Annotated in this window: 21 protein-coding genes; 9 read left to right on the top strand and 12 right to left on the bottom strand. The window is 38.8% G+C overall.

Annotated features, from left to right (window positions below; all coding sequences use genetic code 11):
• Positions 1-218: 218 nt before the first annotated feature.
• A complete protein-coding gene (locus FTU16_RS02555) occupies positions 219-1133 on the top strand; it encodes a LysR substrate-binding domain-containing protein (RefSeq protein ID WP_180162633.1) in 915 nt (304 codons plus the stop codon).
• Positions 1134-1444: 311 nt separating this feature from the next.
• On the opposite strand, the gene map is transcribed toward FTU16_RS02555, so the two are convergent.
• Positions 1445-2239 carry a type I methionyl aminopeptidase gene (gene map / locus FTU16_RS02550; RefSeq protein WP_168378636.1) on the bottom strand — a complete coding sequence of 265 codons (795 nt, stop codon included), beginning with the start codon at positions 2237-2239 and terminating at the stop codon, positions 1445-1447.
• 349 nt (positions 2240-2588) lie between these two features.
• Here map and brnQ point away from each other — a divergent pair, with 349 nt between their 5' ends.
• Positions 2589-3881 carry a branched-chain amino acid transport system II carrier protein gene (gene brnQ / locus FTU16_RS02545; protein WP_180162632.1) on the top strand — a complete coding sequence of 431 codons (1293 nt, stop codon included), beginning with the start codon at positions 2589-2591 and terminating at the stop codon, positions 3879-3881.
• A 559-nt stretch (positions 3882-4440) separates the two neighbouring features.
• Positions 4441-4677 carry a hypothetical protein gene (locus FTU16_RS02540; RefSeq protein ID WP_078188534.1) on the top strand — a complete coding sequence of 79 codons (237 nt, stop codon included), beginning with the start codon at positions 4441-4443 and terminating at the stop codon, positions 4675-4677.
• Positions 4678-4950: 273 nt separating this feature from the next.
• On the opposite strand, the gene FTU16_RS02535 is transcribed toward FTU16_RS02540, so the two are convergent.
• A complete protein-coding gene (locus tag FTU16_RS02535) occupies positions 4951-5412 on the bottom strand; it encodes a hypothetical protein (protein WP_180162631.1) in 462 nt (153 codons plus the stop codon).
• Between the two features lie 174 nt (positions 5413-5586).
• On the opposite strand from FTU16_RS02535, the gene FTU16_RS02530 reads away from it, so the two are divergent.
• Entirely contained in the window at positions 5587-6447 is an 861-nt protein-coding gene (locus FTU16_RS02530; RefSeq protein ID WP_180162630.1) for an alpha/beta fold hydrolase, read from the top strand.
• 216 nt (positions 6448-6663) lie between these two features.
• Positions 6664-7149 (top strand): Lrp/AsnC family transcriptional regulator, encoded by a 486-nt coding sequence (locus tag FTU16_RS02525; protein WP_078188537.1) that lies wholly within the window; start codon positions 6664-6666, stop codon positions 7147-7149.
• A gap of 85 nt (positions 7150-7234) precedes the next feature.
• On the opposite strand, the gene FTU16_RS02520 is transcribed toward FTU16_RS02525, so the two are convergent.
• The 10 genes from FTU16_RS02520 to FTU16_RS02475 form a co-directional block, all read right to left on the bottom strand.
• On the bottom strand, positions 7235-7447 hold the full coding sequence (locus tag FTU16_RS02520) for a hypothetical protein (RefSeq protein WP_180162629.1): 213 nt from the start codon (positions 7445-7447) through the stop codon (positions 7235-7237).
• On the bottom strand, positions 7444-7656 hold the full coding sequence (locus FTU16_RS02515; protein WP_180063815.1) for a DUF4177 domain-containing protein: 213 nt from the start codon (positions 7654-7656) through the stop codon (positions 7444-7446). Before FTU16_RS02515 ends, FTU16_RS02520 begins: the two co-directional genes overlap by 4 nt.
• A 202-nt stretch (positions 7657-7858) precedes the next feature.
• Positions 7859-8674 carry a tetratricopeptide repeat protein gene (locus FTU16_RS02510; RefSeq protein ID WP_180162628.1) on the bottom strand — a complete coding sequence of 272 codons (816 nt, stop codon included), beginning with the start codon at positions 8672-8674 and terminating at the stop codon, positions 7859-7861.
• A 165-nt stretch (positions 8675-8839) separates the two neighbouring features.
• Positions 8840-10063, bottom strand: a complete 1224-nt coding sequence (gltS, locus tag FTU16_RS02505; RefSeq protein ID WP_180011287.1) for a sodium/glutamate symporter — start codon at positions 10061-10063, stop codon at positions 8840-8842.
• 204 nt (positions 10064-10267) lie between these two features.
• Positions 10268-10483, bottom strand: coding sequence for a hypothetical protein (locus FTU16_RS02500; RefSeq protein WP_078193934.1), 216 nt, complete (start codon positions 10481-10483; stop codon positions 10268-10270).
• A 106-nt stretch (positions 10484-10589) separates the two neighbouring features.
• A complete protein-coding gene (locus tag FTU16_RS02495; RefSeq protein WP_078193935.1) occupies positions 10590-11600 on the bottom strand; it encodes a DUF4034 domain-containing protein in 1011 nt (336 codons plus the stop codon).
• Positions 11601-11699: 99 nt separating this feature from the next.
• Positions 11700-14339 carry a bifunctional aconitate hydratase 2/2-methylisocitrate dehydratase gene (locus FTU16_RS02490; RefSeq protein WP_078193936.1) on the bottom strand — a complete coding sequence of 880 codons (2640 nt, stop codon included), beginning with the start codon at positions 14337-14339 and terminating at the stop codon, positions 11700-11702.
• A 296-nt stretch (positions 14340-14635) separates the two neighbouring features.
• Entirely contained in the window at positions 14636-14905 is a 270-nt protein-coding gene (locus FTU16_RS02485; RefSeq protein ID WP_078193937.1) for a hypothetical protein, read from the bottom strand.
• Positions 14906-15201: 296 nt separating this feature from the next.
• Positions 15202-15561 carry a hypothetical protein gene (locus tag FTU16_RS02480; protein WP_078193938.1) on the bottom strand — a complete coding sequence of 120 codons (360 nt, stop codon included), beginning with the start codon at positions 15559-15561 and terminating at the stop codon, positions 15202-15204.
• 112 nt (positions 15562-15673) lie between these two features.
• Positions 15674-16108 (bottom strand): I78 family peptidase inhibitor, encoded by a 435-nt coding sequence (locus tag FTU16_RS02475; protein ID WP_078189190.1) that lies wholly within the window; start codon positions 16106-16108, stop codon positions 15674-15676.
• 299 nt (positions 16109-16407) lie between these two features.
• Here FTU16_RS02475 and FTU16_RS02470 point away from each other — a divergent pair, with 299 nt between their 5' ends.
• From FTU16_RS02470 to xseB, 4 genes are all read left to right on the top strand, one after another.
• Entirely contained in the window at positions 16408-17055 is a 648-nt protein-coding gene (locus FTU16_RS02470; protein WP_180105534.1) for a LexA family transcriptional regulator, read from the top strand.
• Between the two features lie 15 nt (positions 17056-17070).
• The gene (locus FTU16_RS02465) at positions 17071-18366 is read left to right on the top strand and encodes a Y-family DNA polymerase (protein WP_180162627.1); all 1296 of its coding nucleotides are present in this window, start codon (positions 17071-17073) and stop codon (positions 18364-18366) included.
• 123 nt (positions 18367-18489) lie between these two features.
• On the top strand, positions 18490-19770 hold the full coding sequence (gene xseA / locus FTU16_RS02460) for an exodeoxyribonuclease VII large subunit (RefSeq protein ID WP_180162626.1): 1281 nt from the start codon (positions 18490-18492) through the stop codon (positions 19768-19770).
• Positions 19760-19954: an exodeoxyribonuclease VII small subunit gene (xseB, locus tag FTU16_RS02455; RefSeq protein WP_078188551.1), complete on the top strand. Its 195-nt coding sequence runs from the start codon at positions 19760-19762 to the stop codon at positions 19952-19954. The genes xseA and xseB overlap by 11 nt, the downstream gene beginning before the upstream one ends.
• Positions 19955-19967: the final 13 nt, after the last annotated feature.

Below are 19967 nucleotides of genomic sequence, written 5' to 3'. Positions count from 1 at the left end.
GACACTCAAATCACATCCTTCAAATTCGGTTATTTAAAAGATGTATACACCACATTTATTGTTTGGTCATGCTAATGTGAAACGATTACAAGGTTAACCCGACTTTAGTCTTGGCAATTTTGCTCAATCTTCTCACATGAAAAACTACAAAACGTGATTGACTTCATGAAACAATTCAAGTTAATTAGCAAAATCGTTGCAAATATGGAATAAGAATAGTGCTGAGTGATCTAGATGATTTTTATTGTTTTGCCCAAGTGGTCGAACATGGTGGTTTTAGTGCAGCAGAACGTGCAACAGATATTCCAAAATCAAAACTGAGTCGTCGGGTCTATAACTTAGAAGAACGTTTAGGTGTCCGCCTAATTCAGCGTAGCTCACGACATTTTGCTGTTACAGATATTGGTATGAATATCTATCGCCATGCACAAGTCATGATGAATGCCGCTCAAGCCGCACACGATTTGGTTGATCATCTCAGCACACAGCCGCGCGGCTTAATTAAAGTCAGCTTACCTGTTTCCATCGCGCAAAATGAAATGACCAAAATATTGCCTGAATTTTTAAAGCAATATCCAGAAATCAAAGTGCAAATGATGGTGACCAATCGGCGCGTAGATATCATTAATGAAGGCTTCGATCTTGCGCTACGTGTACGTTCAAATCTAGACGACGACCCCAATTTAGTCATTCGTAAATTTGAAACGATTGAGCAGCACTTATTTGCCAGTCAGGCGTATCTGAATAAATTTGGCGAACTCAAACACCCTGAAGATTTATCGCAACATCAAATATTAAGTATGGCGGATGAGCATCTCGATCAACATATTATTGTGACCGATGCACAGCAGCATCAGAAAAAAATTAAAGTCAACCCAACGGTAATGGGCTCTGACCTATCGATGTTAGCTGCACTAGCCTGCCAAGATTGTGGCGTGGTGTTATTACCCGACAGTATTGTGTCCGATCATGTGAAATCAGGTGCTTTGGTTCATGTATTACCTGAATGGAAAGCTGCACATGGTATTTTCCATGCTGTATATCCATCTCGTCGTGGCTTATTACCGGCTGTACGTGTTTTCATTGATTATTTAGTTGAAAAACTCAGCCAACATGAACACGCTAAATTTTAGGCAAAAAAAAGCTTACCCATGTGATGGGTAAGCGAAAACTTAAAAACTAAGAAACTACAGCAGAATCTGTAATCATATTATATAAATAAAATACATCTTTATTAAATCGTTAATAGCTCTAACTGATTTTCAGAGTTATAAGCAAAACCTTATAAATTAAGCTATAGAGAAAACCTCTTAGTCTTAAAACCTATAACGCTCATACACACTACAACTTATTAGACTAAAGTCAAAAAATATACACTTGTACAATTTAATTTAACTTCAATCCTTTAGATACAGCAGATTCAGGATTAAATTCGCGATTTAGCTTAGATTGCAGGATATGTACCTGTACCTTCTGGCCATGGAGATAGCAACTCAAAACCACTATCGGTTACAACCACCATATGTTCCCACTGTGCAGATAAAGAGCGGTCTGCAGTAATCACTGTCCAGCCATCTTTTAACTCTTTAGTTCGCGCTTTACCGCTGTTAATCATCGGTTCAATGGTAAAGACCATGCCTTTTTTCAGAATGACACCTTGACCCGGTTGACCATAGTGTAAAACGCTTGGTTGCTCATGATAAACTTTACCAATCCCGTGACCACAGTATTCACGTACAATGCTGTAGCCTTCACGATGAGCAACTTGTTGAATGGCATAGCCTACATCCCCCAAAGTTGCTCCCGGTTTAACTGCATGAATCCCTGCAACCATGGCTTCGTAGGTAGTTTCCACTAACTTTTTAGCCGCAGGCGAAACCTCACCCACATAGTACATGCGACTGGTATCACCAAAATAACCATCTTTAATGATCGCGACATCAATATTGATAATGTCACCATCTTTCAATACGGTTTCTTTCGAAGGAATACCATGACAAACCACTTCATTCGGTGAAATACAGGTGGTTTTGGTATAGCCATAGTAGCCAACGTTGGCAGGAATCACTTTAAGTGTGTTGACGATAAAATCATTACAGATATCGTCTAGATATTCAGTGGTCACGCCCGGCTTGACATACTCCCCGATCATCTCTAAAACCTGAGCAGCTAAACGACCTGAAATGCGTAATTTTTCAATATCTTGCTCGGTTTTAATCGTGATTTTGGAAGCTTTCATCTGAATATCCTCAAATTTGAATACACCAAATTATAGACCTTTTAGATTTTTTTTGTTTTATTCAGCCAATATTTCTGCATTTATTCGGCTTATAGCATCCTATTTAGTGCTGAAAATTAGAACAATTGATTTATATCTGATAAATCTTAATCGCTAAACATATTCCTATAAAAATTTTATATACAATAAATTTCTTTTATTTATCATAAATATAAATAAAACATTATTTTATCTGTCAATATATTCATGATTCGTATTATAAAAACTATCTATACGATTTATAAATTTTGCTCCAAAAACGAGCTTAATTGCACTAAAATTGCCTTTTTTCACAGTTCATCTCCCCTTTATGACAAGTCTTCGTACACGGGATATTGTTGCCTTAGGTTTTATGACCTTTGCACTGTTTATTGGTGCAGGTAACATTATTTTCCCACCAATTGTCGCACAGCAAGCGGGTGAACATGTTTGGTTAGCTGCATTTGGTTTCTTAATCACCGCAGTTGGCCTACCTGTCATCACGATTATTGCTTTGTCGCGTGTAGAAGGTTCTATTCAAGTTTTAAGTTCACCTCTGGGTAAAGTAGCCAGCATTATCCTTACTGTCGCGTGTTACTTAGCTGTTGGACCTTTATTTGCAACACCCCGTACAGCTACCGTTTCATATGAAATTGGTTTCTCTTCTTATTTTGGTAATGGCGCAAACAGTCTGCTAATTTATAGCGTGATTTATTTTGCATTGGTGACGATTGTTTCACTTTATCCAAACAAAATTTTGGATACTGTGGGTTATTTCCTTTCACCACTCAAGATCTTAGGTCTCATCGTACTGGGTATCTCTGCGTTCTTTATCCCTGCCGGTGTGATTCCACCTGCCATTGGTAACTACGTGGCTGCACCAGTTTCAGAAGGTGTGGTCAATGGTTATTTAACCATGGATACCTTAGGCGCTTTAGTTTTTGGTATTGTGATCGTAAAAGCCATTACTTCACGCGGCGTAACGGATAGTAAGCTCGTCACCAAATATGCTGTCATTGCCAGTATTATTTCTGGTATTGGACTTACACTGGTATATATCAGCTTATTCAAACTCGGTATGGGCAGCCATGATATTGCTCCAAATGCAACAAATGGTGCAGTGATCCTGCATGCATATGTACAACATGCTTTTGGTGATATGGGCGCTTATTTCCTATCTGCAATGATTTTTGTTGCATGTATGGTGACCGCGATAGGCTTAACCTGCGCATGTGCTGAATATTTCTCAGAATTGACTAAAATTCCATACAAAGTTTTTGTGTTCATTTTAGTTGGCTTCTCACTGCTGATTTCAAACTTAGGTTTAACCAAACTCATTGCTGTTTCAGTACCTGTTTTAAGTGCGATTTATCCACCTGCGATTGCAGTTATCCTACTTAGCTTCTGCTCTAAATGGTTTATTTCACCATCAAGAGTTATTGCGCCTGTTACCGCATGTGCGTTTATTTTCGGTATTTTTGACGGTTTAAAAGTGGCTGGTTTCGAAGATGCACTTCCAAGCTTTATTGCCAATCTACCGCTTGCTCAACAAAATTTAGCATGGCTGATCCCTTCTGCGATTGTGCTGATTATTGCTGCTGTAATTGACAAAGTTAAAAAATAACCTTTTTTGACCTGTCTAAAATCGGAGTTTTACCCGAATGACGATTTTACCTGCGACCAATAATTGTCGAGTTTTACCCAAACTGACATTTATTTGTCCTACTACAGCGCAAAAATCCTAAGTCATTGAACTTTTTTAATAAAGTTTTATTTTCATGATGAGAAAAAAATCCAGCCCTTTGGCTACAAAATATAATAATAGTTAAAATACAAATACTTTCTGCAAAATACACCGTACACAAACTCCATGATTAAGCTCGATTCAGACTGTAAGCTAGGCGGTTTCTTGTCATAAAGCCGATATACCCGTGTTGGTATATATATTGCTTATTCATACATAGATATTATGCATCGACCATTTTACTCACCAGTCAACACCTTTAGATTCATAATATTTAGTATATGAATAAAATGATTATTCTTATACGATGATCTAACATAGTTTTATGACAAACTAATGACATTTGCTATTGAAATACTTCTAGTTTCGAAGTACAACAGTAGTTCAAACCTGACCAAAATCATGGGTTTTGGCGAAACAACAACAAGGAGGGGTGGAGATGTTATCAGTACATTTCAAAAAGCAATTCTTCATTAACGCTCTGAAGGCAAATAAGAACATGGTGACCTATACAAGCACCACTATTGCTCTCATGCTAACACTACTTATTCAAGGCTTAATACAAGGAAATTTAAGACCTGAATACTTTGCTTATGCTCTTATTGTCTCGGTAGCCTTTTATTTATGGGCAGTCATTGACCACAAATATCGAAAGCAAAAATCAACAGAATTTTAAGTTAGAAGATGGATGAGGCATCATCCATCTTGAAAAAAGAAAAGATGCCACCCCTACCTTCTCGATTATTCAATCCATTTTAAAAAACAATACAAATAATCCCTAAAATAACCAGAAAATCATCAGCCTTTTCTCATGAATTTTCGATTCTATTTAACTTCAAATTTTGTTTTATAAATTCTTCTACATAGCCATCGTCTGCACTTTAAAAGCTTTTAGTTCTTGATTAGCTTCCAATCTCATGCAAACCATTTCTAATTGATATTGCTTTGTTTAAAACCAAAATTTAACGATGACTCCGAAGAGCAATCCGAGTGTTGCAATTAACTCGCCTATCACCAATCCAAGCATTGCCATACTCATCATCCATTTAGGTAAATGCCATTTGCCTAAGACGTGCGGGACTTTAAATTGATTGGTGGTATCAGCTAAAAAGCCATGCAGTACATAGCTTAAAATCGAAAAGCTAAAAAAGAACAAATTGATGATTACAAAGAGTAAATTGAGCACATGAGGAAGTGCTGAAAAATAGGCTAATACCGCCAAAATGAGCGTTGCTGGGGCGTATAACAAACTGCTCCGATGTGCAATATCGACATAATAATGCGCACGTGCCAGTTCAGACTGCCTTATTTGTGCATATTTCCACACACCCGTGAGCATACCTACCCATAAATAAATCCCACTAAAGACTATCGCAATTTTTACTGCACTCGAAAGTTGAAGCATGTCCATTTTTAATTTACATCCATTGTTCAATTACACGCATTATTTTTATCTGTATTTCTTCTCCAATAATACTTACTTCAAACCTGTTATGACATGACTTTAGAGTCATACTCTTTTCAGGTTTCTTTTTGGAACTTGTGTAAATTAGTGACATCGGAACACACCCATGAAGTTTGAATCATGTCATCATCTGAAAAACTCACGATTCATTGCCAAGACGGCTATTCACTGAGTGCGCGCTTTTATCCGCACCAGACAGAGCTCAAACAGGCTTTACCTGTGTTGATTTGTCCAGCCACAGGCATTACCAAGCAATTTTATAATAGCTATGCAACATGGTTGAGCCAACAAGGCTATGACGTTTTAGTTTTCGATTTTCGTGGTATTGGTGAGTCGCTACACAGCCCTTTAAAACAATCGACAGCAAGTATTGTGCAATGGGGGCAGCTAGATATCCCTGCGGCAATCGACGCTTTGATCAGTAAAACGCAGGCACCTAAAGTCATATTACTCGGTCATAGTGCAGGCGGACAATTATTAGGTATCGTGCCAAATTATGACAAAGTTGCCAAAGTGGTTGCTGTTTCTGGCTCTACGGGACATGTCAAAGATCTTAAAAGTCGCACCAAGCTTTTAGCTCCGGTGATGTTTAATGTGATCTTCCCGATTGCACGCTATACCATTGGCTATGGTCCGACCAATGCGATTGGTATGGGTGAAAATTTACCAAAAGATGTTGCTCGTGAATGGGCTGAATTTTGTAGCAAACCCGGTTATGTCATCAATGCCTTAGGCAAAACTGTTCAGCATGATTTTCATCAACAGGTGAGCTGTCCGATCACTGCCGTATGGAGCTCCGATGACGAAATCGCCACGGAAGCCAATGTCAAAGACTTGCTGCGCTTATACCCGAATGCTTCGACTCAAATGATTGAGTTAAAACCGAAAGAAACAGGTCATAAAGCCATCGGACATATGTTGATGTTTAAATCGTCACATCAAAACCTATGGCCGATCATTGAACAACAGTTACACGCTTAAGTTTTTGCCACTCAGTCAGTAATCCGGCTGAGTGGTCTTTTTATGGTCTGCACAAGATTTTCTACTTTTAGATTCAATCACACTACCTAACACCTTACATATTTTATTTTTCTATCTTTAAAATCTGCACTGAAAGTCCAAGTGTGCTTATTTTCTTCAGCCGACCATTGCAAAAAATGATATAACTATTTTTTCTCAATTATATTCTATTTTGGCATGAGTGAAGCACGACACAACCTCGACAGAATTGATCGTTTAATATTATCCGCATTAAGAGAAGATGGACGACTCACCATAGCCCAGCTTTCTGAACGTGTTGGTCTCTCCTCTTCGCCATGTTGGACACGCTTAAAACGTCTAGAAAATTTAAAAATTATCGATGGTTATACAGCCAACATCAATCCAAAATCGATTGGGATCAATGAATTATTCTTTATTGAAATCACATTAGAACGTCACGATGATGAAATTTTAGATCAATTTAGTGAAACTTTAGCCAATATGCCAGAAGTGGTAGAGGCACATTTAGTCACTGGCGATTACGATTATTTAGTGAAAGTTGCGGTTAAAAATGCTGAACACTATGAGCGTTTTTTGCGTAAAAACTTATATTCTATGAAAGGTATACGCCATACACGCTCTATTTTTGCGCTACGACAATTAAAATCTGCCAGCAGTGCTGACCTTATGATGATTGAGTAATGAGCCAATATAGATTTAATCTATAAGATGACTTTAAAATTTAAGGGCAATTGAGTTCAGCACTCAATCGCCCTATTTATGCGGTCTAATCTATAAAGCCATCTTTTTTCAATTTTTTATCTGTCAAATACTCACGTATGACCAATGTTGCGATAATAATGATGGCTTCTAGAATCGCCACAGTGACGGTTATTTTGGTAAATACTTCGACACTGAGCAACTCAAACCACAACTGAGCAATGGCTAATAAACCCCATAAAATTGAAATAATCAGTGCGCTGAAGACACCGTATTTCATTTTTCTCTCTCCAAAACAACCACATAAGCTTCACGCTTCCAAAACAGCAGCATACGGCGGATATCTTTTTCCATCGTAATCACCGCCCAGCCTTGCTGCGCATTTTGGTTTAAAAAATTTGTGAATTTAACAGGATCAACTTTTGAAGCGCCAAGCAGTAAAGACCCCAGCATGCCTTCTTGATAAATAACAACTTTATATTCTTTCATCAATTTCGTTCTTTATGGTTATAGTGAAATGAACAAATGTTCACGGCAAAGTATAACGATCGCTTTTTCCTTAAACAACCCGGTTTTCCTGCCAATTTACTCAGCAATTTTTTCAATTTTATGTTTTAATACACGCAGTATGAGATGAGCCTTATATGAGTATCACGCGAGTGATACGACTAGCCCCTAACCATGGGGCTTTTTATTGTTTTCTACTCAACTCACATTGTTGTGTTTCATTGTTCAATTCTGACAGAACGAGACTGTGAATTTCACATGTTTTCACAGGGTCCTGCTCATAAGCCGAATTAAACCATGCAACAGCTTTTTCAAAATCTCGCTGTACGCCTAGCCCACCTAAATAAAAACTTGCTACGCTAATTTTTCCGTTCAAATCATTTGCTTCCGCAGCCTTTAAAAACCACGGATAAGCCTTTTTATAATCAGGCTTTGCGTCAATACCTTGATAATAAATCATACCCAAACGGGACTGATATTGAGCCAAGCCTTGTTCAGCCAACAACATCGTTGGCTTTTCAGCAAGCTGCATATTTTGCTTCGTATAGTAATAATAGTCGACCAATTGTTCGATATCTTCTTGCTTGCCTTTATTTGCAAATTCAATTAAAAGACTTTCCAATTTTTTCTCATTCCTTGGAATGAGTTCATATTTATTCATAATCAAAAGCATACGCTTTGAATCATCTAAGTTTCTTTCAGCACCGATCTCAAACCATTTTGCGGCTTCTACATAATCTACTTTTACTCCTACACCTTTGTAATACATCAATCCCAAATTTTGATTTGCAGAGCGGTGCCCTAAGGCAGAAGCACGCTTATACAGCGCTATGGCTTCAGGCAGATTAATCTCCACACCTTCTAGCCCCATATGTTTCAGTACAGCCAAATCATAAAGCGCCTGTTTATCGTTATTTTTTGCTTGAACGATGGTCTTTCGGACATCAATTTCGGCTGAAAAGGTTATAGAAAATGGAAATGCTGTTAATACAAATAGCATGAACAATTTGATGTAAGGCAAATAGCATGAACAATTTGATGTAAGGCAAATGATATTTTAAAACTTTCATTGTTTATTATTCTTGATCAATAAGATGGTGAAAAATGAAATGCTAAAGCACTCTATCTAGATGCTTTAGCATTTTTTAAAGCTGTATATATAGTATTAACCAAAGAAGCCTATCGTTGCCTGAATGACCACAGCATTGACAATATCTACAAAGAATGCCCCTGTCAAAGGAATAATCAAAAAGGCTTTATGTGATGGCCCATAGGTATTGGTCACTGCCTGAATATTGGCAATCGCTGTCGGTGTTGCACCCAAATTTATACCACATTGCCCTGCACAAAGTACGGCTGCGTCATAGCTTTTTCCCATGATCTTAAAAGTTACAAAGTACAGATACAGTGCTAAAACGAGGGTTTGTACCAGTAAAATAATCACCAGCGGGCCTGCAAGATCTGCCAATAACCAGAGCTGCAATGACATCAGCGCCATGGATAAAAATAATGCCAAGGATGCGTTACCAAATACATCGATACAGCGATCAAACATTTCAATTTTAAAGCCAAGTTCAAGGGTGTTTCTTAAAAATACACCACACGCTAAAGCCCAAACGAAGGTAGGTAATTCAAACCACTGTCCACGAGCAAACTCTGTCATGAAATAAGCAAAGCTGATACAGATGGCAAACATCCCCATCGTTTTGACGGCATCATCTGCGGTAATTAAACGAGTTTTTTCAGGATATTCGAAAGGCGCCGTTTCAGATGCAGGCGGTGCTTCATTACGTCCTGTTGTCGGTACAAGTTCTTCTGCCAACTGAAAACGGCGGATGAGGAATTTCGCCACTGGCCCGCCCATCATGCCACCAATGACTAAGCCGAATGTTGCACTTGCCATACCGAGTACGACTGCGCCTTGTATACCATGATCTTGTTCAAAGACTGTGCCCCATGCACCTGCTGTACCGTGACCGCCAGTTAATGTGACTGAACCTGTAATTAAACCGATGAGCGGATCTAATCCTAAAATTTTGGCTAAACTGATACCAACGATGTTTTGCAGCATGACAAATACAATCACACAACCTAAAAACAGCACCAGCGCCTTTCCGCCTTCTTTGAGTTTTCCAAGACTTGCGCTCAAGCCTACCGATGTAAAGAACATCAGCATGAATATTTGCTGGATTTTGGCATCAAAATTTACGGTGATATTAAAGTTTTTAAATAATATAAATGTGATAATCGCAGCGACCAAACCGCCTGCTACAGGTTCAGGAATGTTGTATTTTTTCAGGATGGAAATTTTGTGTACGAAGAAATAACCGATAAATAAAACCAAAACCGCCACGACAATTGTCAAAAAAGCATCTAGCTCATAATTCATAATTTAATCTTAAGTGCTCAATTTTATTTATCTTTTTACATAATTATTTGATTTTTTCAGCTAGAAAAATGTAAATAAGTTATTTAGCCCCTTCTTCTACTACACATTTCTGAAGCCTAATAAATGAAATAAATAAAAATGCTCAGCGTATGTGATGTGCTGAGCATTTGCTGTTTATGACTGAAAAGCAGGAATTTTGAGAGATTATTTGATATCGAATACCCAGTTATGCGCTTCTTTATCACTGGTGGTTTCACAGACATAGTAATCTTGATCCCAAGCATCTTGGTTAAAGATTTCTTTTTTGTGGTAAGTCATCTGTTTGCCATTTTCGACACAGACAAAGCTTTCGCCTTGGTCTTTGACTTGGGTTCCGTTGAGGAAGCCACCAATACAGAGGAATCGGGATTGTTTGGGCACTGATCTATGCTACTGTAAAATAATATTAGTTGTGATTAAACGTTGTATTCTTAGAACTGTAAATAACATTTATAAATAAAAGCCTCCAATTAAGAGGCGATTATTTCTATTTTTGACAGTTATTCAAACTATTTTCTATATAGCTTTTTTCTAATTGTCCTTGTTTAAAGGATTTTAATAACCGTTCCAACCTCACTCTATTCCCAGGATAAGAGCAATACAATTTTTGCACATCATTTATTTTACTCAAAGAAGTAAGTTTACTTAAAGAATCTACGGCACCTTGCTCAACCCTAGCCCAATTTACATTTAGTTTTTTCAAATCATACTTATTGTTATGTACTGTATATAGAATATGATAATAATGAAAATCTTTTTCTGCAGGATTCATTTCCTGTATATCATTAATAATCATTTGAATAGCATCATAATTTTCTCCAAACCACTTTGGCTCAAAACTCTCCATAAATGTATTATAAATAACTCGCTGTTTTGGATATTTTACAATTCCATCTTGATAAGCTTTTAAGTAGTTTTCTTCAGCCCCCAGATCACGTAGGGTCATTAACAGTATGTAGTAATAAAAAGGATCTTTAGATGCAACATCATAATTTTCTAATAAAAAATTTAAATTTTTAATTGATTGATCACCAAAATATTGCATATTTTTTTTCGATACTTGTGAAGTATAACTTCCCCCTCTAATGCTCCAAGCATGTTTTCTAACCCAAAGCGTATAGTAAATATAACCTAATGGTGACTCTGGTTCAGCCTTAATCCATTTCTGTGCGATTGCTATATTTTCTTTATAATAATTTGGAGAAGTTACTCGATGTTTATTTACAATCCCAAGAAAAGAATCTAAATAACTAGTATGTTTAAACTTACCATCAAAATTATATTCTTCACTATTTAAAAGCTGTTGTGCTTTGTTTGAAATATCTTTGAACTTTTTCTCTCTAATCAAATTTTCCACTTCAGACTGAATGTCATATCCTGTGGGATATATACTTTCATCAACCAATTTTATGTTTGCTAACTTCGTATACGACACTTCTGCAAAAATTTGTGTAGAACAAAATGTTAATAATATAAAAGATAAATTCTTTAGTTTCATAAGGCCAATTTCTAAATTACAGTTTTATTATTAGTAAGATTCTATTAAATAAAGAAAATCCCACATGACGTGGGATTTTCTTATTAACTACTTAATCAATTAAGACAATTGAGCAGCAGCAATTTTCTTAGTATCAACGTCTTTAGCAGCGTCAGTATAGTCGCCCATTTTGTCGAAGCTTAAGTATTGGTAGATGTCTGCAGACATGCTATCAATTTGAGCTGCGTATTCTTGGTACTCAGCTGGAGTTGGTAATTTACCAAGTACAGCAGCAACAGAAGCAAGCTCAGCAGAAGCTAAGTAAACGTTTGCGCCTTGACCTAAACGGTTCGGGAAGTTACGAGTAGAAGTCGATACACAAGTAGTGTTCGGAGCTACACGTGCTTGGTTACCCATACATAATGAACAACCTGGCATTTCTGTACGAGCGCCAGCTTTACCATAGATGTTGTAGAAACCTTCTTCCATCAATTGACGTTCGTCCATACGAGTTGGAGGAGCCAACCATAGACGAGTAGATAAAGAACCACCAGGAACTTTGTCTAGAAGTTTACCAGCCGCACGGAAGTGACCAATGTTAGTCATACATGAACCAACGAATACTTCGTCAATTTTTGTACCAGCAACGTCAGAAAGCAATTTAGCGTCATCTGGGTCGTTCGGGCAGCAAAGAACTGGTTCAGTAATTGTAGAAAGGTCAATTTCATACACTTTAGTGTATTCAGCATCTGGATCTGCTTTGATTAGGCTTGGGTTCGCTAACCATTTCTCCATGTTTTCTACACGGCGCGCCATAGTACGAGCATCGCCATAACCTTCAGAAATCATCCATTTCAACATAGTAATGTTTGATTTAAGGTATTCAGCAACTTTCTCTTCAGAAAGCGTGATAGAACAACCAGCAGCAGAACGTTCAGCAGATGCGTCAGAAAGTTCGAACGCTTGCTCAACAGTAAGGTCAGTTTCCATTTCTGTAAGGTCGATCTCAAGGATACGGCCAGAGAAGATGTTTTTCTTACCTTTTTTCTCTACAGTTAAGTCGCCTTGTTGGATCGCAACGTAAGGAATCGCATGTACTAGGTCACGTAGAGTGATACCAGGTTGCATTTTACCTTTGAACTTAACAAGTACAGACTCAGGCATGTCTAGTGGCATAACGCCAGTTGCAGCAGCAAACGCTACAAGACCAGAACCCGCTGGGAATGAAATACCGATTGGGAAACGAGTATGCGAGTCACCACCAGTACCAACTGTATCTGGAAGAAGCATACGGTTTAACCAAGAGTGGATAATACCGTCGCCTGGACGTAGAGAAACACCGCCACGGTTCATGATGAAATCAGGAAGCGTGTGCTGCATTTGAACGTCAACTGGTTTTGGATACGCAGCTGTATGACAGAAAGATTGCATAACTAGGTCAGCAGAGAAGCCTAGGCAAGCAAGATCTTTAAGTTCGTCACGAGTCATTGGACCTGTTGTATCTTGAGAACCAACAGTAGTCATCTTAGGTTCACAGTAAGTACCTGGAAGTACACCTTGACCTTCAGGAAGACCACAAGCGCGACCAACCATTTTTTGAGCTTGAGTGAAGCCTTTACCAGTAGCTGCAGGTTGAACTGGAGTACGGAATAAAGTTGAAGGTGCAAGACCAAGAGCTTCACGAGCTTTAGTTGTTAAACCACGACCAACGATAAGGTTGATACGGCCACCAGCACGTACTTCATCTAAAAGAACTGGAGTTTTAAGTTCAGATTCAGCGATTTGAACGCCGTCTTTGAACGCAGTTACTTTAGCAGCAGCGTGGTCGATTTTAAGCGTGATTTCGTCGCCCATGTTCATGTTTTGAACATCGATTTCTACTGGCAATGCACCAGCATCTTCCATAGTGTTGAAGAAAATCGGAGCGATTTTAGAACCTAAGCAATAACCACCGTCTTTTTTGTTTGGAATGTGCGCGATTTCATCACCGAAGAACCAAAGTACAGAGTTAGTTGCAGACTTACGAGAAGAACCTGTACCAACAACGTCACCCACGTAAGCAACTTGGTTGCCTTTCGCGATAAGCTCTTTGATTTGGCTAAGTGGACCAACTTCGCCAGGAACTTCTGGATTGATACCGTCACGTACGTTTTTAAGCATTGCGTTAGCATGTAACGGAATGTCTGGACGGCTCCACGCGTCTTGTGCAGGTGACAAGTCGTCTGTGTTCGTTTCGCCAGTTACTTTGAAAACTGTAAGTTTGATTTCTTCAGGAACGTCTTTACGGCTAGTGAACCATTCAGCATCTGCCCAAGATTGCATAACTGCTTGTGCATTCGCATTGCCCGCTTTTGCTTTATCAGCAACGTCGTGGAAGGCATCAAATACAAGAAGAGTTTTCTTAAGTGCGTCAGCAGCTAATTCACCAAGCTCTGCATCATCAAGAAGTGCAACTAAAGGAGCAACGTTATAACCACCAAGCATAGTACCTAGTAGGTAAACCGCACGTTCTTTAGTTACTAGTGGAGAAGTCGCTTCACCTTTTGCCAAAGCAGCTAAGAAAGCAGCTTTAACGTATGCAGCTTGGTCAACACCCGCTGGAACACGGTTTTCTAGTAAATCAACTAAAAATGCTTCTTCGCCAGCTGGTGGGTTTTTTAATAATTCAACTAATGCAGCTGTTTGAGCATCGTCAAGTGGCTTCGGTGGGACTCCGAGTGCGGCACGTTCTTCAACGTGTTGGCGGTAAGCTTCTAGCACGGTGTTATTCCTCTTTTTTAAAAAATTATTTACGCATTCCTGCTTTAAATAAAGCTACGCAAATAATATGGACTGCTAAATTTTACTAAAATTCCAGTTAAAAGTTAATGCACTACAAGTGTTTCTTCGTGATGCCCGTTATTTTATAAATAAATGATCCTCATATCGTTTATACATTAAGCAAAATCAATACTTAGAACACGCTTTTCTTGCGCATATTAACTTTTGACTAAAATTAACCATCAAAAAAAGGCAACTAAATGTTGCCTGTTTTTATCAGTATTGGATATTCCACCTTAGTGTACAGTGGTTGCAGTGATATATTGCTGAAGTTCTGCTCGATCGCCTGTAAATCTGAGGCACCATTCGTCCTGACATGTGGTTTGATGTTGATTACTTGCAAAGCTGATATCGACCAAATAACGCTGAGAAAATTCATCTATTTTTTGGCGTAATGTGACTTTATCTCCAATGCTGAGCACGTAGTTCCCACCACCGATAATTGCTACGCCTTGTTCATCTTCTAGGAGTAGATCTGAGTGATGCATATAACCTATAACGTCCATATTCTGCTCCTCTACTGTTTTTTATTCTCCATTTCATTATTCATTAAAAAGATTTGCTTTTCTATATTTATGATTTAGCAAGTTGTCACAATTTGTATTTCTCTCTGCTTAGGCTATTTAAAAATCTTTAAGCATCTCATATTCAAAGTAACCCGAAGATAAATATGCATTCGCAAAATAAGCATGAACTCCATCATATGGCTAAACAACGGATAGTTGCCCCGTTGTAACTACTCACTGCTGAATAGAGCCTTTAGGTTTTGCTTTACGCGCTTTCTCGCATAAAAAACCGTTCCTTAGAACGGTTTATAATCTGGCATTTCGGTATGCGGTGTTGCGATACATTTTTCAGTAAACTCAGCACGAATTTTTTCACGTGCTTTTTCAACATCAGTATTAATCTCAGCTTGCGGCAAGGCATAAACTTCATCAATGATGTTCAGGATAAATCCTTTGGTGGTTTCATCCTCAATTTTGTTGGCATGCTCAACTGCTTTGTCTTTTTCAATTGCATTTTGACGATCTAACATAATCGTACGTGCAGCATTACCTACACTGCGGCAGTAACCCTGCCACTGCTCTTCAGGGGTTAATGGTTTTTTTTCAGCACAGCCGACCAAAGCCACCATAACGGATAAAGCAAATAACTTTTTCATGAACTTCTCCTTACGAGGGGCAATATAAAAGATCGTAATGGATTTGTCATTTAAATTAGTCGCAACCGAACAAACAAAAAAAGCCCTTTCGGGCCTTTTTTATGCGTTTAAATTAACCACAAGTTGCTTGAATAATCTTTTGATTGATTGGATTTACAGTGACGGTGACGCGCTCTACACGATAATCCATTGTTACTGGCTGCCCAGGTTTGACTAAACGGACAATTTGAGCTTGGCTAATCGCCTTGATCTGATCTTCAGTCAATTTTGCTTGGCCAATCAACGTCTTTGCCTTATCAGCAACACATTGGGTCTGGCTACTACGGAATAATGCCCACTCTTCAACCACTTGCCCGTTTGGCAGATGGCAATACCCTACCTGACCATTTGCTTCATCACGAATTTCAAGTTTACCTTTTTGCTCTACACAATATTGGCTGGCTGGATTTGCCATACCAATTTTTTCTGGTGTCGTTTCAGTTTGTTGTGTTGTACTACAACCCGCCATAAATGCTGTCAGTGCAGCTAAAATCCATATATTTTTCATCATGTCTATTTCTGAATATAAAAATTTAACTTATCAAGTTTATGGCAACTAAACGAGTTGTTTATTGCAATTTTTAGCAATCCTTCTGCTTTCTGCGATTGGGCAGCAATGCAGCCTTTATTCAAAATACAGCACGCCATTTTCTGTGAGCCGATGATGATTTTTGCAATATTTAAAACGACTCAACTTGTCGCAGTTTTGATTTTAAAGGTTTTATTAATTTGAAATTTGACCTGCCCAACGCGTATCCTAAAAAAAGTAATTTTCTTCAAACACGCCACGTTGCGTAGGAGCAAAATATGTCAAAAAAACTGCCAATTTATTTTTCGGACCAAGCTTGGTCGTCTTTGCAACAGCTCATGGGCGAAGATGGTAAACCGAGTCCCACCATCAATGCCCTGCTTGAACAGCAATCTCAAGAACCTCCTAAAGATCCATTTTTGGATTCTTCGCTCAATGTTCAGCCTGTTCAAAAAAATACCCGTATTGAACTTCCCGTTGCCTTGGAACGTATTCCTGCTGGCCCAGCTTTCGCCAATAAAGATGTTTTTGAAAAAGTCTTAGACCTGAACGATTATTTGGTGATTAACCCGCTCGCTACATTTGTTGCGCATGTCGATAGCGAGTCTTTACTCAATGCTGGCTTTGAAATTAATGATACTTTTTTGGTGGATCGAAGCTTAGAAGCCAAACATGGCGATATCGTAGTCGCACTAATTGATAATCGTGAAATCACCTTAAAGCGTTTGATGATCACCGCGAAAATGTCAAAAGAAGAAATTGCCGACATTTTTGGTGACCCTAATAAAGTCTTACCCCAAATTTGGCTGAAAGCAGAAAACCCTGCCTATGCGCATATTATCCCTTCAGATAGCGAATCTATCGTTGTTCAGGGTGTTGTGACTTTTAATTTAAAGCAATTTTATAAGCGCTCATCACACACCTAAACACAAGAATTCGTCATGAAAGCTGAAAATAAAATATTTGCGTTAGTTGACCTCAACAACTGCTACGTCAGTTGCGAGCGTGTCTTTAACCCAAAGCTCAATAATGTCCCTGTCGTCGTGCTGTCCAATAACGATGGCTGTGTTGTATCACGAAGTCAGGAAGCCAAAGACCTTGGGATTAAAATGGCTGTGCCGGTCTATCAAATTCAAGATTTAATCCAACAGCATCATGTTCAGGTGTTGTCGAGTAACTATGCACTCTACACCGAGATGTCTAATCGATTTATGAATATTTTAGGCATGTATGTCGGCCCCGAAGACCGTGAAGTTTACTCGATCGATGAATGTTTTTTAGATCTCACCGCCTATCAAGAACTGTTCGATTTGAGCCTATATGCCAAAGAAATACGAGATACGATCCTAAAATGGCTAGGCTTAACCTGCTGTGTCGGGATTGGTCGCTCTAAAACGGAAGCCAAAATGGCCAACCATCTTGCCAAAAAAAATGCTTATTTGAACGGTGTGTGCAATTTAGTTGAAATGGACCCTTGTTCCTCAGAACAACTCCTTGCCCAGACACCAGTCAATGAAGTTTGGGGCGTCGGTCGCAATCATACAAAAGCCCTGAATCAGCTTGGCATTCATTATGTTTTAGATCTGATCAATGCACAGCCTAAAGATATTCGAAAAAAATTTAGTGTGGTGATGGAAAAAACCGTCTTGGAACTGCAAGGTCTATCTTGTCTGTCTATTGAAGAAGAAGCACCGAGCAAACAGCAAATTATCAGTAGTCGTTCCTATGGTCAGCCAGTCTACGAACTGGAAGATATTAAGGCCTCTATTCGTGTATATATCGCGCGAGCCGTCACACGTTTAAGAGCAGATCATTCTCTATGTCGTATGGTGGGAGTGTTTATTCAAACGAGTCGCTTTAATTCTGCTGAAAAATACGCACCTTATCTGGCCATTACACTGAATGAGCATACCGATGACTTAATTAGTATCACCCAAGCAGCAACGCGTGCCGCCGAAAAAATCTTTAAAGCGGGATTTAAATATAAAAAAGCCGGTGTGGTGTTATTAGAAATCATTCCAAAACAAAACTTTACCCCAGATTTGTTTTGCGATATGGCGTTAAGACAAAGCCGTTTGAAACTGTCCGACACCATCGACGATATTCAAAAAAAATTTGGGCATCATTTTGTCTCGATCGGTTTAGCGCAGGACGATGCTGCAACATGGCGGATGAAAAAAAATCTGTGTTCCCCCGCTTACCTGAGTAATTGGAACGAACTGCTTCGTGTGAAATGAAACACTATGTTGTAGCGCCGCTTAGTCCTTCTATTGTTTTAACCGAAATGATCATTTGCAATTGCTGAATATTTATTTAGTATTTAAATGAATATTCATTTTTATATTCTCCTATTTTAAATTATGTCTGATGTTCAATTAACGCTGAGCGAATACCTATCTGCGGTCAAAGAAGTCATTCAGTTGGCTTTTGATGATGCCGTGTGGGTCAAAGCCGAGATTCGAAATTTAAACATCAAAGGTGGACATTACTATCTAGAATTAGCTGAAAAAGAACAAGAAAGCGATAAAGTCATTGCCAGTTGTAAGGCCACAATTTGGAAATTTACCGCAAATAAAGTTGTCGGAAAATTTGAACGTGAAAGCGGCATTGAGCTCAGTCGCGACTTAAACGTCTTGGTTAAAGTGCGTGCCAAATTTGACCCTCAGTACGGCTTTTCAGTCAATATCGAAGAAATTGATTCGAGTTTTACTTTGGGTGATCTGGCTCGACGTTATCAACAAATCTTAGAAAAACTCACCAGCGAAGGTCTGATTCATAAAAATCGAAACTTGCCTGCGCCATTTGATATTCAGCATGTCTTAGTTATTGCACCTGAAAATGCGGCAGGCTTAGGTGACTTTAAAAAAGATGCAGATGCGCTACAACATGCTGGCGTGTGTGAATTTGTCTATCATGCTGCAACCTTTCAAGGAAATACCGCAGCACAAAGTATCCGAGATGCTTTAGCACTGGGTTTAAGACAATGGGCAAATGACTTTCAAACTGCGCCAGATTTGATCGTGATTATTCGTGGTGGCGGTGCTGTTAACGATCTTGCTTATCTGAATGATTATGATTTGGCTGCACTTTTATCTAAGCGTAGCGTGCCAATTTGGGTCGGTATCGGCCATGAAAAAGACCGCACGATCTTAGATGAAATTGCACATCGCTCTTTCGACACCCCGAGTAAAGTGATTGGGGGGATTCGTAATCATATTGTTGAGCGAACACAAGAAGTTTTAGAGGCCTTACAAAGCATTCAACTGCGCTCTCAACATCAAATTGCTCTGTATCAAAGTCAAAATGATCAGTTGCTACAGGTCATAAAGACCTTGGCTCAAAGTCAAATCAATGACTCAACTCGGCTCTTACAGCAATACCAAGATAACACTGCTTATTTTGCTCAGTTACAACTTAAAACAGCTGCACAGAATATTGAAATACTCATGCGTGAGACTTTGTTGCAAAACCCTGCACATGTGCTCTCCAAAGGTTATGCCATCGTGCGGCAGCAAGGTCACGCCATTCGCGCAACGAAAAATCTTCAGCCTTCAACGCATTCACCGATTGAAATTGAAATGCAAGACGGCATCATCACGGCTGACATTCAATATATACAGGTAAAAAATCATGACGACTGATACTCTAAGTTTTAAAGAAGGCTATGAAGTTTTAAAACGTAATGCTGAATTACTCGAATCTCAGCAAGAACCCGATATTGATAATCTTATGAAAATCGTTGAAGAGTCGATGCAAGCCTATAAAGCCTGCAAGACTCGTGTTGAAGCAGTACAACAGGCACTGAATGATACGTTTAAAGATTGATTTCTCAGCTCAT

The organism is Acinetobacter sp. YH12069 (assembly GCF_013419675.1).
Lineage (GTDB): Bacteria > Pseudomonadota > Gammaproteobacteria > Pseudomonadales > Moraxellaceae > Acinetobacter > Acinetobacter amyesii.
Note: the sequence above shows the minus strand (reverse complement) of the source record. Positions and strands in the feature narration are given on the sequence as shown.